This is a genomic window from Streptomyces sp. NPDC001904 (assembly GCF_040297005.1).
Taxonomy (GTDB): Bacteria; Actinomycetota; Actinomycetes; order Streptomycetales; family Streptomycetaceae; genus Streptomyces.
Genome location: NZ_JBEOYI010000006.1, coordinates 87,129 through 105,568 on the forward strand (window position 1 = coordinate 87,129; position 18,440 = coordinate 105,568).

Below are 18,440 nucleotides of genomic sequence, written 5' to 3' on the forward strand. Positions count from 1 at the left end.
CGTTCGCGGGTACGTTAGGAACTCCCCCAGAGGGAGGTTCAAGTGACGCCGGGTTCCGGTTCCGACGGCCTGTGGAGCATCGGTGAGCTCGCCGAGCACGCGGGCACCACGGTGAAGACGGTCCGCTTCTACTCCGACAGCGGTCTGCTGCCGGAGCGTGCGCGCAGCACCGGCGGACACCGCCGCTACGCGCCGGACGCCCTGGACCGGCTCCGGTTGATCCGCTCACTGCGGGGGCTGGGCCTGCCGGTCCCCGAGGTGCGTCGCGTCGTCGACGAACGGGCCGGTGCGCAGGGCGTGTTGGAGGACGCGGTCGCGGAGCAGTTGCGCACGCTCGGCTCGCGGCTCAGCGCGCTGCGCTGGCAGGAGGCCGCGCTGCACCTGGTGCACTCCTGTCCGCCGGAGGAGCGCGCGGACCGGCTGCGGCTCGTCGGCTCGCTGGGTACGCCGCCCAGCACGGCCCCGCTGGCCAGGTTCTGGCGCGCGTGGCTGCCGCCGCGGATGCCTGCCGCGTCCCGAACCGCCTTCCTGGAGGCCGCCGTTCCGCAACCGCCCGACGCGCCGGCCCCGGCGCAGGTCCTCGCGTTCGCCCGGCTGTGCGCCCTGGTGTCCCCTCCGTGCGTCGGCGAGACCCGTACCCAGCCGGCCGCGCACCGCTCGGCGGGCGCCCGGGAGTCCGCGCTGCTGTACGCGGGTCTGGCCGAGGCCTACGACCTGGCGGCCCGGCAGTTGCGCGCGGGTACCGGGCCCTCCGGGGGCGAGGCGCTGGACTGCTTCGTGGCGACGTACGCGCGCGTGGCGGGCTGCCGCGACACCCCGGACTTCCGCCGGGGGCTGGCTCCGCTGCTCGCGGCCGATCCCCGGCTCGACGGCTACTGGGACCTCGTGGCGGAGCTGATCACCGTGCCCGGCAGCGCACCGGAGCCGACACCGGGCAGCGCCCACGACTGGCTGCTCGCCGCGCTGGAGGGACAGGTGGCGGCAGCCTGAGCGCCCGTCCGGCGCCGGTGTGCGATGTCAGTGGGCGTCGACGAGTTGGTACAGGTAGATGAGGTGGCTGTCGTTGTCCGGCATGGCGTTCACGTCGTCGGAGGGGGCGTCGATCCGGAACCAGAACTCGGGGGCCTTGGCGCCGTCGAGTTCGCCCTTGTCCTGCATCCGTGCGAGTTCGTCGAGGAACGGGCCGGCGGCAGGGGTCCGGGTGCCCATGCGGCTCGCGATCCGGCCGCCGACGACCGTCTTGAGATGGTTCGTGTCGACGAGCACGTCCGTCGCGGCGCCGGTCGCGCTGGACGGCACGAAGCGGGGCTTCGCTCCGCCGCACTCGTAGTGGCCGAGGACGAGGCTCACGAGCGTGGGGCTCTCGCCGCCCATGCTGACGGACTCGATCTTCCCGTACGGGCCCTGGCCGCCGTGGTCGCAGACCGAGCCGGTCGGCGGGGTCTGCCGGTGCGCGAACTTCCACCCGCCCGACCTCGCCGCGCCGGGCGTGGTCGTGCTCGCGGCGGGGTCGGCCGTCGCGGTGGAGGCGGTCTTCGAGGGCGACGCGCTCGCGGCGGACGGACTCGGCGGGGTGCTCGTGGCAGGACTCGCGGTGCCGGCGGTCTTGTCGTCGGCGCTGCTCTGGTCGCAGGCGGTCAGGGTCAGGGCCGCCGCTACGGCCGCTCCCAGCGCGCAGGCCCGCAGGCCGGTGCGCAGCGTTCTCTGGTGGTTCACACGCATGATCGGTTCCCCCGTTGTCGTGCGCACGTCCTGACGTGCGCGGTCGTTGTGCCGGTGCCGGGGGAAGGGTGCCCGTGGAGCGGTTCGCTCCACACGTGCCGTGCCGGAACGTTACGCGTCGTTACGCATTCCGGACATTGTCGTACTCAACGGGCCGCCGTCCACAAGGGACGGCGGCCCGCGTCGGGAGCGTCGGGATCAGCCGGCGTCGACCAGTTCGAGGCCGTCGGCGACGACCCGTCCGTCGTGCAGGACCGTGCGGTCGGTGCCACGGTCCATGACGGCGCTGCTGGGCGTCTCGCCGTCGACGAGCAGCAGGTCGGCGCGGTCGCCCACGGCGAGACCGGGCCGGTCGGTGACTCCGGCGAGCCGCGGCACGTCGTGGCTCATGATGGCGGCGCCGCCCATGCTCGCCACCGCCAGGCACATCTCGATGTGCTCGTCGCGGCGGAAGTTGTTGGTGAAGGCGAGCTGCCAGGTGCGGTCGAGGAGGTCGCAGTTGCCGTACGGGCTCCAGTAGTCGCGCTGCCCGTCCTCGCCGAGGCCGACGCGGACGCCCGCCTCGGTGAGCGCGGTGAGGGAGAGCTGGTTGCGGGCGGCGGGGGCGACGGTAGCCATGGCGATGTCCAGCTCCGCGAACTCCTCGATGAGGCGGCGGCTGGTCGCCTCGTTGACGGAGCCCAGCTCGTAGGCGTGCGACATCGTGACCTTGCCCTGCATGCCGAGCGCCCGGACCCGCTCCAGGATCAGGTCGGTCGAGAACACGCCCAGTTCGCCGGGCTCGTGGAGGTGGATGTCGACCTCGACGCCGTACTTCTCGGCGAGCCCGAAGACGACGTCGAGGTGGCCCTTGGGGTCGCGGTCCAGGGTGCAGGGGTCGATGCCGCCCATCACGTCGGCGCCCGCCTTGAGCGAGGCCTCCAGGTAGTCGGCGGTGCCGGGCTCCAGCAGGATGCCCGCCTGCGGGAACGTCATGATCTGGACGTCGGCGAGATGCCCGTACTTCTCCTTGGCGGCGACGACCGCCTCGAACTTCTCCAGCTTGCAGTCGACGTCGACCTGCGCGTACGTGCGCACCCGCGTCGTACCGCGGGCGATCATGCGCTCCAGGGTGCCGGCGACCCGCTCGGGCAGGGCGATCTCCGCGTCGCGCCAGTTCTCGCGGTCGTTCATCATCATCGTCCATACGCCGGGGCCGCCGGTGTGCGGGCGGAACGGCAGGCCGATGCGGGTGGAGTCCAGGTGGACGTGGACGTCGCTGAAGGACGGCAGGAGCAGTCGGCCGCGGCCCTCGACGGTGTCCGCGACGGGCGCGGCCGCCGGGTCGTGCGGGCGGATGGCGGTGATGCGGGTGCCGTCGACGGTCACGTCGCTGCGCTCGCCGCCCCAGGGGCGGACGTCACGGATGAGCATGTGGTGCAACTTCCTTACTTCGGTGATGTGTTGACGGGTCAGTGGGTCGAGAGGGCCCGGTCGGCGAAGTGGCAGGCGGGCCCCTCGTCCTGCGGGACCGGCGGGACCTCCCCCGCGCAGCGCGCCTGCTCGGCCTCGCCGAGGGTGGGGCGCAGCGGGCACCGCGTACGGAACACGCAGCCGGACGGGGGGTTCGCCGGGGTGGGCAGATCGCCGGAGAGCCGGATCCGGCGGCCCCGGTCGGCGTCCGGGTCGGGCTGGGGGACGGCGGAGAGCAGGGCGCGGGTGTAGGGGTGGCGGGGGTGGTCGAAGACGTCGCGGGTGGCCCCGCTCTCCATGACCCTGCCGAGGTACATGACGGCGACCCGGTCGGCGAAGTGCCGTACCACGGAAAGGTCGTGGGCGATGAACACGTACGAGACGCCGGTGTCGGCCTGGATGTCCTGGAGGAGGTTGACGACCTGCGCCTGGACGGAGACGTCGAGGGCCGAGACCGGCTCGTCGCAGATGATCAGGCGGGGTTCGAGGGCGAGCGCGCGGGCGATGCCGACGCGCTGCTTCTGGCCGCCGGAGAACTCGTGCGGGAACCGGTTGTAGTGGTCGGGGCGCAGCCCCACCCGGTCCATCAGTTCCCGTACGCGCGTCTTGACGCCGCCGGCCGGTTCGATGCCCTGGGCGTGCAGCGGCGCGGCGATCGCGGCGCCCACGGTCTGCCGGGGGTTGAGGGACGAGGACGGGTTCTGGAAGACCATCTGCACCTGGCGCCGGTACTCCTGCGCCTCGGCCCGGTTCAGCGAGCCGACGTCGCGGCCGTCGAGCAGGACGGTGCCGGAGGTCGGTTCGAGCAGGCGCATCAGCAGCCGGCCGGTGGTGGACTTGCCGCAGCCGGACTCGCCGACGATGCCGAGGGTCTGTCCGGCGCCCACGGCGAAGCTCACGCCGTCGACGGCCTTGACCGGGGCGCCGCCCCGGCCGAGGAGGCCGCCGCGTCCCCGGAAGTGCTTGGTCAGGCCGCGCGCCTCCAGGAGCGGCGGCTGCTCGGTGGTGGTCATCGCACGGCCTCCGCGGTGTCGGTGAGGGTCTCCAGGTGGCACCGGGAGGGGTGGTCGGCGGTGTCCGCGGTGCGGAACGCGGGGCGTTCGCCGTGACAGCGTCCGTCGGGCACGCGGTGGGCCTGCGGGCAGCGGTCGGCGAAGAGGCAGCCGTCCGGCAGGGCGAGCAGCGACGGCGGGAAGCCCGGGATGGGGCGCAGCCGCTCGCTCTCGTCGCCGAGCGTGGGCATGGAGGCGAGCAGGCCCTGGGTGTAGGGGTGGCGCGGGTCGCGGAAGAGTTCGCGCACGCTGCCCCGCTCCACGCACTGGCCGCCGTACATGACGGCGACCTGGTGGCAGACCTCGGCGACGACCCCGAGGTCGTGGGTGACGAGGACGACGCTGGTGCCGGTCTCCTGCTGGAGTTCGCCGAGCAGGTCGAGGATCTGTGCCTGGACGGTGACGTCGAGGGCGGTGGTCGGCTCGTCGGCGATGAGCAGCTCGGGTTCGCAGACCAGCGCCATGGCGATCATGGCGCGCTGGCGCATGCCGCCGGAGAACTCGTGCGGGAAGGCGCGGGCGCGGCGCCGGGCGTCGGGGATGCCGACCCGGCCGAGCATGTCGACGGCGACGTCGAGGGCGGCCTTCTTCGACACCTGGTTGTGGACCCGGTACGCCTCGGCGATCTGGGCGCCGACGGTGTGGAAGGGGTGCATCGCGGAGAGCGGGTCCTGGAAGATCATGGCGATCTTCTTGCCGCGCCAGGCGCGCATCCGGTCCTCGGACAGGGAGTTGAGGTCGGTGCCGTCGAGCAGGATCTCGCCGGTGACCTCGGCGCGGGTCTCCTTGAGCAGACCCATCAGCGCCTGGCTGGTGACGGTCTTGCCGGAGCCGGACTCGCCGACGATGCCGAGGGTCTCGCCCCGGTTCAGGGTGAGGTCCATGCCGTTGACGGCGTGCACGAGGCCGTCGTCGGTCGGGAAGGTGACGTGCAGGTCCCGGATGCGCAGCAGGGGTTGATCGGTGGCGGTGGTCATCAGGCGGCCCTCACTCGCGGGTCGATGACGGCGTAGACGGCGTCGACGACGACATTGGCGACGATGATGAAGAAGGCGGCGAGCAGGGTGATCGCCATGGTCACGGGCAGGTCGCCGGCCTGTGCGGCGCGGACGGCGGTGAAGCCGACGCCGGGGACGGAGAAGATCTGCTCGGTGAGGACGGCGCCGCCGAGCAGCAGCCCGATGTCGAGGCCGAGCATGGTGACGACGGGGGTGAGTCCGGCGCGGGCGCCGTGCCGGACGACCATCACCGTCCTGGACAGGCCCTTGGCGCGGGCGGTGCGCATGAAGTCCTCGCCGAACGTCTCCAGCATGGAGCTGCGGGTGACGCGGATGTACTGGGCGCTGAACAGCACGGCGAGCGCGACCCAGGGCAGCAGGTAGTTCTGGAACCAGCCGCCGAACCCGGCCGGTCCGAACGGGGACGTGATGGCGTTGGTCGTGAACGGCAGCAGGTCGAACGTCGAGACGAAGACCAGCAGCAGGAGCAGCCCGGTGACGGGGATCGGCAGCGAGACGCCGATCGAGGCGCCGCCCACGATCAGCTTGTCGGTGAGCTTGTTCTTGCGCAGCGCGGCGAGCGTGCCGAGGGTGACGCCGACGAGCGTCCACAGCACGATCGCGCCGACGGCGACGGACACCGTGTACGGCAGGGCGCGTTCCAGTACGGCGGTGACGTTCTCGTTCGTCTGGAACGACTTGCCGAAGCAGGGCCATTCGCACAGCGACTGCGCACCGGCCGCGCCGATCGTCCGCCCGTGGAACAGCCCGGACATGTAGGTCAGGTACTGGCTGAGGAACGGCTTGTCCATGCCGAGGGCGACGCGCGCCTCGGCCACGCGCTGCGGTGTGCACTCCTGTCCGCAGGCGGCGGCCGCCGGGTCGGCGGGGCCGAACTGGAAGAGGGTGAAGGTGACGAAGCTGATGACGATCAGCAGGACGACGGTGGCGCCGAAGCGCCGGAGCAGAAAGGCGGCCATGGTCACCCCTTCTTGGACACGACCGAGACGGTCGAGAGGTCGATGGAGCCGAAGAAGTAACCGACTTGCGCGTTGCGGATGTCGGATCCCACGACGCTGCGGGTGACGTTCCTGATCAGCGGCACGAGCGGGTAGTCCTGCATGCCGCGGTCGAAGAGCTTCGCCCACTTGCGGCCGAGCTCCTCACTGGTGCCGTTCTCCCCGCGCAGCGCGTACATGGCGCGGGCGATCTCCGGGTCGTGGTAGCGGGGGATGTTGGAGAAGCCGAAGCTCTTGCCGTCGACGCTCGGGCCCAGGTTGGGGTCGATGGTGGTGCGCACCGAGCCGCTGTCGGCGCCGCCGCACCAGCCGCTGCGGGCGATGTCGGGCATGTGGGAGCCGGCGAGCGTCGTGTAGTAGTTCGCGGCGGGGATGGGGCGCAGTTCGAGGTCGATGCCGAGCTGCTTGAGGTTCTGCTGGAGCGAGGTGCCCATGTTCTTGTAGCGGGGCGTGGCGTCGGCGTATCCGTAGACGAGCTTCTTCGGTACGTCACGGCCCTTCAGGAGCTTCTTCGCCGCCGCGAGCCGGGGCTGGCCCGCCGGGTCGAGTCCGGTGTGCTGGGGGACGTAGCCGCGCTGGTCGGGGTTGATGTACGACTGCGTGAGCTTGCCGAAGCGGGCACCGCCGTACTGGAGTTGGATGGCCTTGCGGTCGATGGCGAGCGCGATGGCCTCACGGACGACCGGGTCCTTGATCGACACGGTGTTGAAGTCGAGGACGTCGGTGCAGCCGATCAGGCCGGACGCGGTGCGCCGCGTGACGCCCGGCTCGTCCAGCTTCGCCGCGTCGGACGCCTGGAGTCCGCCCGAGCTGTCGAGGGTGAGCGCCGTGGGGTCGGAGTCGGCGAGCAGCTGCTGGCTGATGGTCGACTGCGCGGTGGAGAGGCTGAAGGTGAAGGTGTCCGGCAGGGCGCTGCGGTTCGGGTCGGTGGCCGGGTCCCAGTTCTTGTTGCGGACGAGCTTCATGGAGCGCCCGCGGTCGTAGTACTGGATCTTGTACGGGCCCGTGGACACCGGGTGGTTGGTGTAGTCGAGCTTGGTGTCCTTCGCCCGGGGCACGGGCGCGGTGTTGGAGCGCGAGACGAGCGCCGGGAACTCGGCGAAGGGCTGCTTCAGCTTGAAGACGACCGTGTGTGCGTCGGGGGTCTCGATGCCCTTGAAGTCACCGGCGGAGCCCTTGGCGTACGGGCCCTTGTAGCCGTCGTCGGAGAGCGCGGAGTTCAGCTCCTGCGGTGCCTGGGTGTACACGTCGCGGGCGTAGGTCCGCTCGACGCCGTACTTGACGTCCTTCGCGGTGATCGGCGAGCCGTCCTCGAACTTCAGGCCCGTCTTCAGGGTGTACGTCCAGGTGAGGCCGTCCTTGGAGACCTTGCCGAGGTCCGTGGCGAGGTCGGGGACGATCTTCGGGGGCTTGCCCGCCTCCTCCTTCGCCATGGTGAGGGTGCGGTAGTAGAGCTGGCCGACGTTGGCCGTCTGGACGTAGTTGCTGTTGCCCGGGTCGAGGGTCTGGAAGTCGGTGGACATCAGGACGTTGACGTTGCCGCCCCTGGTCGTGTCGCCGTCGCCGACCTTGACGGCCTCGAAGGCGTCGGCGGGGGCGTTGGAGCCCGAGCCGGGCTTCGGCTTGGGGCCGCCGCAGGCGGTGAGGGTCAGCCCGGTGGCCACCGTCAGGGCGAGCGCCGCCACGGTGCGTCGATTCACTGCTGCTCCTGGGTTGCGTGGACGGGGTCAGCCACGGGAGGACTTGGGGTCGAGGGCGTCGCGGACGGCGTCGCCGAGCAGGTTGAAGGCCAGCACCGTGAGGACGAGGGCGCCGGCGGGGACGGCGAGGAACCAGGGGTCGGTCAGGTACCAGTTGCCGGCCTGGGCGGCGTTGAGCATCTGTCCCCAGGACGGGGTGGGGTCCTTGACGCCGACGCCGAGGAAGGACAGGGCCGCCTCGGCGGTGATGTTCGTGGGGATCATCATCGTGGCGTAGACGAGGACGACGCCCATCACGTTGGGCACGATCTGCTTGACGATGATCGTGCGGTGCGAGGCGCCGTAGGCGCGGGCCGCCTCGACGAACTCCTGCTCGCGGATGGACAGCACCTGGCCGCGCACGACGCGGGCGAGATAGGCCCAGCCGAAGAAGCCGAGAATGATCACGAGCGAGGCGATCGGCAGCAGGCTGCCCTCCCCCAGCGCCGTGTCGCCGAGCCGGGACTGCAGGATCGGTGTCAGGGACAGCACGAGCAGCAGGTGCGGGAAGGCCAGGAACAGGTCCATGACCCGGCTGATCACCATGTCGACCTTGCCGCCGAAGTAGCCGGCCGCGGCGCCGAGCAGCGTGCCGAGGACGACGGAGACGGCGGTGGCGAGCAGCGCGATGATCAGGGAGACCTGGGCGCCGTGTGCCATGCGGGCGAAGATGTCGCGGCCCAGGCCCGGTTCGACGCCGAGCCAGTGGTCGGCGGACGGATAGCGGTAGTAGGGCAGCGGCAGCCCGGGGGTGCCGTAGTCGTCGAGGACGTCCGGGCTGGTGCGGGTGGTGTACGGGTCCTGGCCCTCGAGAGCGCTGAGCAGCGGGGCCAGCGCCGCGAAGAGGATCATGAGGACCACCACGGCGAGCGCGGCGAGGGCGATCCTGCTGCGCCGGATGCGCAGCCATGCGGTGCCGATCAGGGAGCGGGCGGCGACCGTCTGCGGGGCCGAAGTCGGCGCGGCAGCGGTGGAGTTGGGCTCGCCACCGGCGTCGGCGCCGGAAGGCGGCCGGGCGGGCAGCACAGGGGAATCCGTCACGTCGCGTGATCCATTCGGCGTTCGGGGGAAGGTTGGCGGGACGGTATACCAGGAATGCAATGGCGCGAAAGGGCTGACCGGATTTTGGTATACCGAGCCCGGTAACTTGTGCGCTTAATAGGGCATTTCACCGCGCAGAGATGCTGCCGGTCAACGGATGGCCGATCGCTCTTCCCTAGCCGGTATACCAACTCGTACGATCGGGAAGGCAAGGCCCGTGAACCACAGGAGGCACTATGCGCACCCGCTGGCGCGCCCGGCACATCCTCGCCCACCAGGACGGCGGCCACGCGCTGCTGCACGACGGCGAGGTGGTGTGGGAGGACGACCGCGTGGTCTACGTCGGCCCGCGCTTCGACGGCGCGGTCGACGCGGAGCGCGACCTGGGCGAGTCCCTGGTGCTGCCCGGACTGATCGACCTCGACGCGCTCACCGACGTCGACCATCTCGTCCTGGACTCCTGGGCGGGGCCGGAGCGGGCCAAGGGCCTGCAGTGGTCGCTGGACTACTTCGCCCAGCGGCGCCATGACGTCTTCACGCCCGAGGAACGGGCGACCATCCGCACGTACGCCCTCGCCCAGCTCGCGCTGCACGGCATCACCACGTTCATGCCGATCGCCTCCGAGGTGCACAGCCGCTGGGCCGAGCCGTACGACGAACTCGTCGCGATGGCCGACGTCTCCCGCCGGATCGGTCTGCGCGGCTACCTCGGTCCCGCCTACCGGTCGGGCGTGAACGTCGTCCTGCCGGACGGCACGCGCGAGGTCGCCTTCGACGAGGCGGAGGGGCTGGCGGGGATGCGCGACGCCGTCCGCTTCCTGGACCACCTCGACGCGCTCGGCGACCCGCTGCTCACCGGTGTCCTGCTGCCGTGCCGCGTCGAGACCCTCACCGAGGAACTGCTCGCCGAGACGGCGCGGGTGGGGCGCGAGCGCGGGGTCCTGGTCCGGCTGCACGCGCTCCAGGGCCTGGCCGAGCGCGACATCATCCGGCGGCGGCACGGCCTGACCCCGATCGAACTCCTCGACAAGCACGGCCTGCTGGGCCCGAACCTGCTCATCCCGCACACCGTGCTCCTCGACCGGCACCCGGCCGTCCACGGCGCGGACCACGGCGACCTGGCCCTGCTCGCCCGGCGCGGCATCTCGGTCGTCCACTGCCCGCAGACCTCGCTGCGCTACGGCGAGATGCTGCACTCGTTCCGCGCCTACCGCGAGGCGGGCGTGAACCTGTGCCTGGGCACGGACTCGTTCCCGCCGGACCTCGTCCGCGGGATGGACACCGGCGTGCACCTGGCGAAGATCGCCGACGGCCGTTCGGACGCCGCGCCCGCCGAGCACTACGTGGAGGCGGCCACGCTGGGCGGCGCCCGCGCGCTCGGCCGCGACGACCTGGGCCGGATCGCGCCCGGCGCCCAGGCGGACCTGGTCGCGTTCTCCCTGGACGACTTCCGCGACGGCGTGCTCGACGACCCGGTTCGCACCTTCCTGCTCAACGGGACGGCGCGGCAGGCGACGGACTCCGTGGTCGCGGGCCGCCCGGTGCTCGTCGACGGGGGCCTTCCCGGTCTCGACCTGGACGCGCTCCGGCACGACGCACAGGCCCTGTTCGAGCGGATGCGCGCGGCCTACAGCGAGCGCGACACGCAGCGCCGGGACACCGCCGCGCTCTTCCCGCCGACGTTTCCCGCGTTCCGCGGGGCCGGGCAGGAGACGGGCGCGTGACGCTCGCCGAGGCGTCCGAAATCTCCGGTGCCTCGCAGGTGGAGCGCACCGAGGAGTTGATCAGGACCGGCATCCACGCGGGCACCTACCGGCCCGGCACCCGGCTGCGCGAACGCGAACTCGCCGAGGCCCTCGGGGTCTCGCGCGTTCCGGTGCGCGAGGCCCTGATGCGGCTCGCGGGCGACGGACTCGTCGTCCTGGAACCGCGCCGGGGCGCCCGGGTGCGCCGGCTCACCCTGCGCGACGTCGACGAGCTCTTCGACCTCCGGCTCAGCCTGGAGGTGTTCGCGGCGCGGCGGGCGGCCGAGATCGTCGAGCGCGGCGGTGACCACGCGGGCCTGCGGGCGGTGATGGCCGAGGCCGAGGCGGCGACCGGGCGCGGCGACGCGGCGGCCATCGCGGCCGCGAACACCGACTTCCACGCCGAGCTGATCACCATGACGGGCAACCGCCTGCTGCAGTCGTCCTTCCAGCCCTCGCGCGGTCTGATGCACTGGCTGTTCCGCATCACCGCGACCGAGCGCGGGGCCGAGCAGCACTGCGCGGAGCACCGGCAGATCTGCGACGCGATCGGGGCGGGCCGGCCGCGCCTCGCCGAGGCGCTCACCTTCGCCCACATCGACGTCCGGCGGGCGCCCGTGATGACGGCGCTGGCCGCGGTGCTGCCCCCGGAGTGAGGGCCCCGCGCGTCCGCAATCCCGTGTCCGGCCCGCTGACCACGGGCTACCCTTCGTCCGAAGTCGGCGCCGTGCTCGACGGCGTACGGGAGGGGACACGCGATGACGGACGCGGCGGCACAGCCCTGCGCGCCTTGGGAATCGGAGCTCACGTCGGTCGTGGTGCACGCGCGCGGCGCGGTGTGCCGGCGGCTCGCGCGGGGCGTCGTGCCGGCCGACGGCCGGGTCCGGGTGCGGGTCTGCCCCGCGTCCTCGACCCCCTCTCGCTGCGCGCGCAGGTCGTGGCCGGGAGCGGCCTGCGGGTCACCGGCGCCCGGATCGCCGTCGAGGCCGAGCCGGTCCCGGCCGACGCACCCGAGGACCTGGTCCGCGAGACGGAGCGGCTCACCCGGGAGCAGCTGCGCGCCGAGGCCCGCCGGGACCGGCAGCTGCGCCGGATCGAGGAGGTCACGGCGCTGCGCGCGGTCCCGCCGCCGCGCCGCCGCGAGGATCCGCACCGGCGTGCGCCCGTCGACGCGTGGCTGCGGCTCGCCGATTTCGTCGACGAGCGCCTTTCGGCACTGCACGGCGAACTCGCCGACCTGGACGAGCGGTTGACCCGCATCGGGCACGAACTCGGTATCGCCCGCGACCGGTTGGCGCGCTCCTCCACCGATGCTCCGTCGACTCCCGTGCGGACCACGGTCGCGGCCGACCTCACTCTGGGGGAGACCGGCGAGGACACCGGGCCGGTGGACATCGAGATCGAGTACCGGGTCCCGGGCGCGGTCTGGGTGCCCTCCTACCGGTTGACGCGGCATGCGGGCGAGGACGACGGCCGGCTCGTGCTGCGGGCCTCGGTCGCGCAGCGCACCGGTGAGGACTGGAGCGGCGTGCGTCTCGGCCTGTCCACCGCCGATCTGCACCGGCCGACCGGGGTGCCCGTGCTGCGGTCGGTGCGGATCGGTCGCCGCCAGCCCGCCCCGGCACCCTCCGGCTGGCGAGAGCCGCCGGCCGGGCTCGCGGGGCTGTTCGCCGGGTACGACGCGGTGGGGCCGGGCCCTGCCGTCCAGCCGCGGGGCCTCTCGCCGGCCGCAGGTTTCGCCGGGGCGCCCCAGGCGCCGGTGTACGCGGGCTCCGCACCTCAGGCGACGCTCGGTGCCCGCCGCCCCCGCACGGCCGGACAGCTGAAAGCGCCGGGCGCCCTGCCGGCGCCGCCTCCGGCCGCCGCTCCCCCGGCGCCCGCCGCTCCCGGCGGGGCCGTGCCCGCTCCCCCACCGCCGCCCCCGCCGCCCGGGCCGCCGCGGCCGAGCGCCGCCGAACTCGACTACGCCGACCTGGTCCTCGCCGGTCCCGACGCGCCGGGCGGCGGCCGCGGGCTCCTCGCGCCGGGGACTCCGGCGGACCCGGTGGCCGCCGAGTACCGGCGCCGCGCGGAATCGGTGGGCTCGCTGCCGCTGCCCGAACGCGCGGTGCGGCCGCGCGAATCGGCCGGCTCCTTCGACCATCGCTACGACGCGGAGGGCACCGCCGACATCCCGTCGGACGGCACCTGGCACACGGTCACCGTCACGGAGCTCCCGGTCGGTCTGCGCACCGAGTACCTGTGCGTGCCGTCCGTCGAGGAGACGGTGTACGCCACTCTGGTGCTCTCCAACGCCACCGGCCGGGCACTGCTCGCCGGGCCCGTGGACGTCACGGCCGACGGCGAGCACCTGCCGACGGCCGCGCTGCCCACCGTCGCCCCGGGCGGTACCGGCCGGGTGGGGCTCGGGCCCGCCGAGGCGATCCGGGTCAGCCGCCGCACCGAACTGCGCGAATCCACGGCCGGGCTGCGCTCGACCACCACCGTCCTCGACCACCGGATCCACGTGGAGCTGGCCAACCGGCTGTCCCGCCCGGTCGCCGTGGAGGTCCGCGAGCGGGTGCCCGTCACCTCGCAGGCCGATGTGCGCGTCGAGGAACGGGCCGACTGGACGGCGCCGGAGGACGGCCACGACGGAGCCGAGCCGCAGGTGCCCGGCGCCCGGCTGTGGCGGGTGGAGGTGCCCGCGGGCGGCACCGCCGTGCTCGACGGCGGCTACGAGATCCGTATTCCGGCCGCCAAGGCCCTCACCGGCGGCAACCGGAGGAGCTGACCCACCATGAACACCACTCCCACGTCTTCTTCCGAGACCGTCCCGCCCTCGGCCCCCGGGCCGATTCCCCTGCCGGTCACCGCGGTGACCTGCCTGGAGGACCGCGCGCACATCGAGCGGACGGCCACACTTCAACTCGAACCCGGTGTGCGGCAGTTGAGACTCGGGCCGGTCAGCGCGCTGGCCGTCGACCGCAGTCTGCACGCCGAGCTCACCGACGGCCCCGACGACGCCACGGTCCTCGACGTCCGCGTGGTACGGGCCTGGACGCCCCGCAGCCCCGAGCCACCCACCGCCGACGACTCACCGCTGCGCCGCCGCCTGCACGCCCTGGGCGAGGAGCAGCGGACCTTCGAGCAGCGCCGCGACCGGCTCCGGGCCCGCCTGGACCTGCTGGGCGGACTTGCGGCCGATCTGCTGCGGGACATCGGCGAGGGCGCGGGGTTCGGCGAGGCCGAACCGGAGCGCTGGGCAGCCGAGTTGGACCGCGTCGACGCCGAGCGTGCCACGCACGAGGACGAGCTCGTCTCCGTCGACACCCAGTTGGCGGCGGTGGGCGCGGAACTGTCCTACGCCCAGCACGCGTTGACCCTCGCCGAGGAGGAGCCGCCGGAGCTCACGGCCCACGTCGAGCTGACGGTGCGGTCCACCGCGGCGGGCCCGGCGGAGCTGCGCCTGACGCACCTCACGCCGTGCGCCCTGTGGCGCCCCGCCTACCGGGCAACGGCGGCCGACGGCGAGCTGACGCTGCACACCGACGCGATGGTGTGGCAGCGCACCGGGGAGGACTGGACCGGCGTACGCCTGACCCTGTCCACCGCCCGCTCGTCCCTCGCCACCACCCCGCCGCGGCTGGTCGAGGACCGCCTCACCCTGCGCGACCGGTCCGCCGCCGAACGCCGTTCCGTGGAGATCGAGTTGCGCGAGGAGGAGATCACCGACGTCGGCCCCGCGCAGGTGCCCGGCCTGCCGGGCGTGGACGACGGCGGGGAGGTACGCGTCCTGCGCGCCCCCGCCGCCGCCTCGGTGCCCGGCGACGGGCGCGCCCACCGCGTGCCGCTGACGACCGCCGTCTCGCCCGCGCAGAGCGAGTACGTCTGCGCTCCGGAACTCTCCCCGCTGGTCACCGAGGTCGTGCGGTTCACCCACACCGGCGGGCACGCCCTGCTCGCCGGACCCGTGGAGCTGATCCGCGGCAGCGGTTTCACCGGCCGCGCCACTCTGGACTTCACCGCGCCCGGAGCCGCCCAGGAGCTGGCGTTCGGCAGCGCGGACACCTACCGGGTGACCCGGGAGGCCGAGGAGTTCCGGAACACGACGGGCCTGACCCAGCGCACCGTCGTCACCCGCACGGTGCGGCTGCACCTGTCGCGTTTCTCCGCGCCGGACGAGACCGGCGACCGGGTGATCGCGGTGCGCGAGCGGATCCCCGTGTCCGAGGTGTCGGACGTCGAGGTGCGTCTGCGCAAGGAGTCCTGCTCCCCCGCTCCGGATGCCCTCGACGCCGAGGGCATCGCCCGCTGGGACGTCACGCTCCCGCCGGGCGGCCGGCGCACGGTGACGCTGGTGTACGAGGTGTCGGCGAGCGCCAAGGTGAGCGGCCTGTAGCCGGGCCCGCACGCCGTCATCAGTGAGTGGGGTCCGGGTCCGCGGAACCGCTGACAGAACGACCTGACGCGATATGCTGATGCAGAATGTGCAAGCCATTTGCAGAACGAGGAGGGTCATGGCTACTCGGGCGACCGACGCCGGGACGAACCAGAGCGTCGAACGAGCGGTCTCGGTGCTGCGCGCACTGGACTCGGGCCGCGCCGAGCTGCGCGTGTCCGATGTCGCCGAGCTCACCGGCCTCGGCTCCTCCACCACGTCCCGGCTGCTGTCCACCCTCGAGCGCCTGGACATGGTCGAGCGCGACCCGGTCAGCAATCTGTACCGCCTCAGCCTGGGCATCCTCCCGCTCGCGACCACCGCGGCGAACCGCCACCCCGTGCACCGGGCGGCCCGGATGGTCCTCCAGAACCTCGCCGCCCGCACCGGCCTCGGGGCCAATGTGGCGATCCGGCGCGGGACGGAGCTGATGTTCCTGTGCAACTTCGAGGGGACCCGCGCCCCCAAGTCGTACACCCAGGCGGGACATACGGCGCCGCTGCACGCCACCAGCATCGGCAAGTGCCTGCTCACCGGGCTCACGCCCAAGGAGCGCCGCAGGCTGCTGCCCGAGCCGCTCGCCGCGCACACCGACTACACGACGACCAGCCACGATCTCCTGGACACCGAGATCGACTCCGTGCGCCGCTCCGGCTATGCGATCGAGGCCGAGGAGCGCGCTCTGGGCCGGGCCTCGCTGGCCGCCCCGGTCCGTGACGCCTCGGGCGACGTCGTCGCCGCCATCTCGCTGTGGGGCCCGACCTCGCTGCTCGGGGACCACGGCGCCGTGGCCGACGGGCAGCGCCAGACCCTCACCCGTGAGGTCATCGAGGCCGCAGACGCCATCAGCCAGGCACTCGGCGCGCTCTGAGTCCCGTACACGAGGGCACGTACGGGGAAGGGGCCCGGCGCCGGTCGTTCGACCGGTGCCGGGCCCCTTCCCCGTTGCCGCGCCTCGGGCCTACGCGCCGTACGCCTTGAACGCGATCACGTGCGCGCGCCGCGCCCCGTGCGTCGCGTCGACGACGATCCGCAGCGCGTCGGTGCGCACGGGTCCGCCGTCGGCTTCGGCGAGCGGGTGCACGCGGTGGCGGCGGCGGTTGCCGGTGACCGTCAGCAGGGTGTGCCAGGTGCCGTCGGCGGCGCGGCTCTGGATGCGGTAGTCGCGGACCAGTTCCGGCATCACCTCGAACGGGGTGCGGTGCCGGTGGAGGTTGTTGAGGTACTCGTCGACGTCGTCGTCGAACACGACCCGTGCCTCGGTGAGCAGCTGCTGCCGATCCCAGTCGAGCCGCAGCCACTCCTCGCCGCCCGACGGCTCGGAGACCCACATCTGCGGGCCGCCGTACGCCCGCTGGAACCCTCCGACGGCGCGCTCCGGGCGGAACGCGGCCGTCCGCGGGCTCGCCCGGAACGCGAAGGTCCGGCGGCGCAGCCCGCGGGCCTGCCACTCCAGGACGAGCTGTCCGTCCTCCTCGGGGATGTCGTGGTCGACGGCCGCGTCCCCCTCGACGCGGCTGCGCAGCGCGAGCACTCCGTCGGTGCGCTCGGGCACGAGGACGAGCGCGGTGCCGGGCGCGGCCCGCACGATGACGACGACGTTCCCGGGGGCCTCGGGGCGGTGGTCGAAGCGGGCGGTGACCCAGTGCGGGCCGCCCGGCGGCACGGTCACGGTGGTGGTCAGCAACCGGTCGACGGGGACGGCGTTCTCGGGGCGGCCCGTACCCCACAGCTCCACGGTCAGCTCGCGCTCCGCGCCGTCGTCGGCGCCGTGGACGAGCAGGTCGACGGTGTCGAGGGCCGGGTCCGCCGGCAGCAGCAGCGCCAGGTCGCGGGTGAGGGGGTACGGCTCGCCGGGCGCCTCGATGGTGGGCTCCGCGGCCAGCCGGGCGAGGTGGCCGGCGGCGCTGACGCGGGCGGTGCGGGCCAGATTCTCGGGGTCGTCGTCGGCGAGACCGATGACGGAGGCGTCCTGGCGCAGCAGCGCGCGGCGCACCAGCTCGGGGCGCTTGGTGGCCAGTTCGCGCGGGCTCAGGCTCTCGGCGACACACAGCGCGGCGGCGGTGCCGGCCGCCTCGCCGATCGTGGCGCAGGTGGCCATGACCCGGGTGGCGCCGAACGCGATGTGGGTGGCGGAGATGTTGCGCCCGGCGAACAGCAGGTTCGTGACGTTCGCCGAGTACAGGGAGCGCAGCGGGATGTGGAAGACGCCGTCCGCGTAGCGCTGGCGGGCGCCGGGCTCGTCGGCGTACATGCCCTGGACGGGGTGGAGGTCGACGGACCAGCCGCCGAAGGCGACCCGGTCGCTGAACTGCCGCTGTTCCAGGATGTCCTGCTGGGTGAGGACGTAGTCGCCGAGGAAGCGGCGGTACTCGCGCTTGCCGGGCAGGGAGCCGACCCACTCCAGGGTGAGGTTCGCGGCGTCGGGGAACTCGCCCGAGTTCTTGATGTGGTCCCAGATGCCCATGATGACGGCCTGGAGCTCGTCGCGGATCCGCTCGTTGTCGTGGACGGTGTCCAGCTCGCCGCCCCACTCGATCCACCAGTAGTCGCAGCCGTTGTCCCCGGTGCGCAGGACGCGGTTGCGCAGGATGGGTGTGGTGGTCAGATCCCGGGCGTACGCGGGCGGCACGAACTTCACGGGGTGGCCGGCGTCCTTGGTGTGGAACAGGATCGTCGAGCCGAGCAGCGCCTCGTCGCTCTCCTCGGGGGCCCACGGCTCGTCGAACTCCGCGCGGGCCTCGCGGCCGATGCGGTAGCGGGCGCCGGCGAGGTGGCCGAGCAGTCCGTCGCCGGTGCAGTCGAGGAACTGCTGTGCGTGGAAGGTGATGCGGCGCTCGGACCCCATCATCCAGCCGGTGCAGGAGTGCACCTCGCGGGCGTCGTCCGGTCCGCTCGCGTCGACCTCGCGCACGTCGGTGTTGAGGTACAGGTCGATGTTGGGCTCGGCGAGGACGGCATCGAGGACCACCTGGTCCCAGTAGTACGGGTTGCCCTCGGGGTTGCGGAACTGGTTCTCGGTGTACAGCTCGCCCATGATGCCGGTCTCGCGCGCCCACCGGTGCACGCCGTGTGCGGTGGCGCCGCAGACCCAGACGCGGACCTCGCTGCTGGCGTTGCCGCCGAGCACCGGGCGGTTGTTGACCAGCGCGACGCGTCGGCCGAGCCGGGCCGCGGCGATGGCCGCGCAGGTCCCCGCCAAGCCGCCGCCGATGACGGCGATGTCGTAATGGACCTCTTCTTCCCGCACGG

At 73.0% G+C, this 18,440-nt stretch carries 13 protein-coding genes and 1 pseudogene; 6 read left to right on the top strand and 8 right to left on the bottom strand.

What is annotated here, in order from left to right:
• Positions 1–42 precede the first annotated feature (42 nt).
• The gene (locus ABT127_RS11895) at positions 43–990 is read left to right on the top strand and encodes a helix-turn-helix domain-containing protein (RefSeq protein ID WP_351447500.1); all 948 of its coding nucleotides are present in this window, start codon (positions 43–45) and stop codon (positions 988–990) included.
• Between the two features lie 27 nt (positions 991–1,017).
• On the opposite strand, the gene ABT127_RS11900 is transcribed toward ABT127_RS11895, so the two are convergent.
• From ABT127_RS11900 to ABT127_RS11930, 7 genes are all read right to left on the bottom strand, one after another.
• Positions 1,018–1,722, bottom strand: a complete 705-nt coding sequence (locus tag ABT127_RS11900) for a hypothetical protein (protein ID WP_351447503.1) — start codon at positions 1,720–1,722, stop codon at positions 1,018–1,020.
• A gap of 198 nt (positions 1,723–1,920) precedes the next feature.
• Positions 1,921–3,135, bottom strand: a complete 1,215-nt coding sequence (locus ABT127_RS11905; protein WP_351447506.1) for an amidohydrolase — start codon at positions 3,133–3,135, stop codon at positions 1,921–1,923.
• A gap of 38 nt (positions 3,136–3,173) precedes the next feature.
• Positions 3,174–4,187: an ABC transporter ATP-binding protein gene (locus ABT127_RS11910; protein ID WP_351447509.1), complete on the bottom strand. Its 1,014-nt coding sequence runs from the start codon at positions 4,185–4,187 to the stop codon at positions 3,174–3,176.
• Positions 4,184–5,203: an ABC transporter ATP-binding protein gene (locus ABT127_RS11915; RefSeq protein WP_351447512.1), complete on the bottom strand. Its 1,020-nt coding sequence runs from the start codon at positions 5,201–5,203 to the stop codon at positions 4,184–4,186. The genes ABT127_RS11910 and ABT127_RS11915 overlap by 4 nt, the downstream gene beginning before the upstream one ends.
• Entirely contained in the window at positions 5,203–6,204 is a 1,002-nt protein-coding gene (locus ABT127_RS11920; protein ID WP_351447515.1) for an ABC transporter permease, read from the bottom strand. The genes ABT127_RS11915 and ABT127_RS11920 overlap by 1 nt, the downstream gene beginning before the upstream one ends.
• Before the next feature lie 2 nt (positions 6,205–6,206).
• Complete coding sequence (locus ABT127_RS11925) at positions 6,207–7,943, bottom strand: ABC transporter substrate-binding protein (RefSeq protein WP_351447517.1); 1,737 nt, start codon at positions 7,941–7,943, stop codon at positions 6,207–6,209.
• 27 nt (positions 7,944–7,970) lie between these two features.
• Complete coding sequence (locus ABT127_RS11930; protein WP_502971691.1) at positions 7,971–9,008, bottom strand: ABC transporter permease; 1,038 nt, start codon at positions 9,006–9,008, stop codon at positions 7,971–7,973.
• Positions 9,009–9,259: 251 nt separating this feature from the next.
• On the opposite strand from ABT127_RS11930, the gene ABT127_RS11935 reads away from it, so the two are divergent.
• The 5 genes and pseudogenes from ABT127_RS11935 to ABT127_RS11955 all read left to right on the top strand — a co-directional run bounded on the left by ABT127_RS11935 (position 9,260) and on the right by ABT127_RS11955 (position 16,059).
• Positions 9,260–10,747: a chlorohydrolase family protein gene (locus ABT127_RS11935; RefSeq protein ID WP_351447523.1), complete on the top strand. Its 1,488-nt coding sequence runs from the start codon at positions 9,260–9,262 to the stop codon at positions 10,745–10,747.
• On the top strand, positions 10,744–11,424 hold the full coding sequence (locus tag ABT127_RS11940; RefSeq protein ID WP_351447526.1) for a GntR family transcriptional regulator: 681 nt from the start codon (positions 10,744–10,746) through the stop codon (positions 11,422–11,424). Before ABT127_RS11935 ends, ABT127_RS11940 begins: the two co-directional genes overlap by 4 nt.
• A gap of 102 nt (positions 11,425–11,526) precedes the next feature.
• Positions 11,527–13,541 (top strand): annotated as a pseudogene (locus ABT127_RS11945) (DUF4139 domain-containing protein).
• Between the two features lie 6 nt (positions 13,542–13,547).
• Positions 13,548–15,149: a mucoidy inhibitor MuiA family protein gene (locus ABT127_RS11950; RefSeq protein ID WP_351447528.1), complete on the top strand. Its 1,602-nt coding sequence runs from the start codon at positions 13,548–13,550 to the stop codon at positions 15,147–15,149.
• Positions 15,150–15,267: 118 nt separating this feature from the next.
• Positions 15,268–16,059, top strand: coding sequence for an IclR family transcriptional regulator (locus tag ABT127_RS11955; protein ID WP_351447531.1), 792 nt, complete (start codon positions 15,268–15,270; stop codon positions 16,057–16,059).
• A gap of 90 nt (positions 16,060–16,149) precedes the next feature.
• Here ABT127_RS11955 and ABT127_RS11960 read toward each other — a convergent pair whose 3' ends face one another.
• Positions 16,150–18,438 carry an FAD-dependent oxidoreductase gene (locus ABT127_RS11960; protein ID WP_351447534.1) on the bottom strand — a complete coding sequence of 763 codons (2,289 nt, stop codon included), beginning with the start codon at positions 18,436–18,438 and terminating at the stop codon, positions 16,150–16,152.
• Positions 18,439–18,440 lie beyond the last annotated feature (2 nt).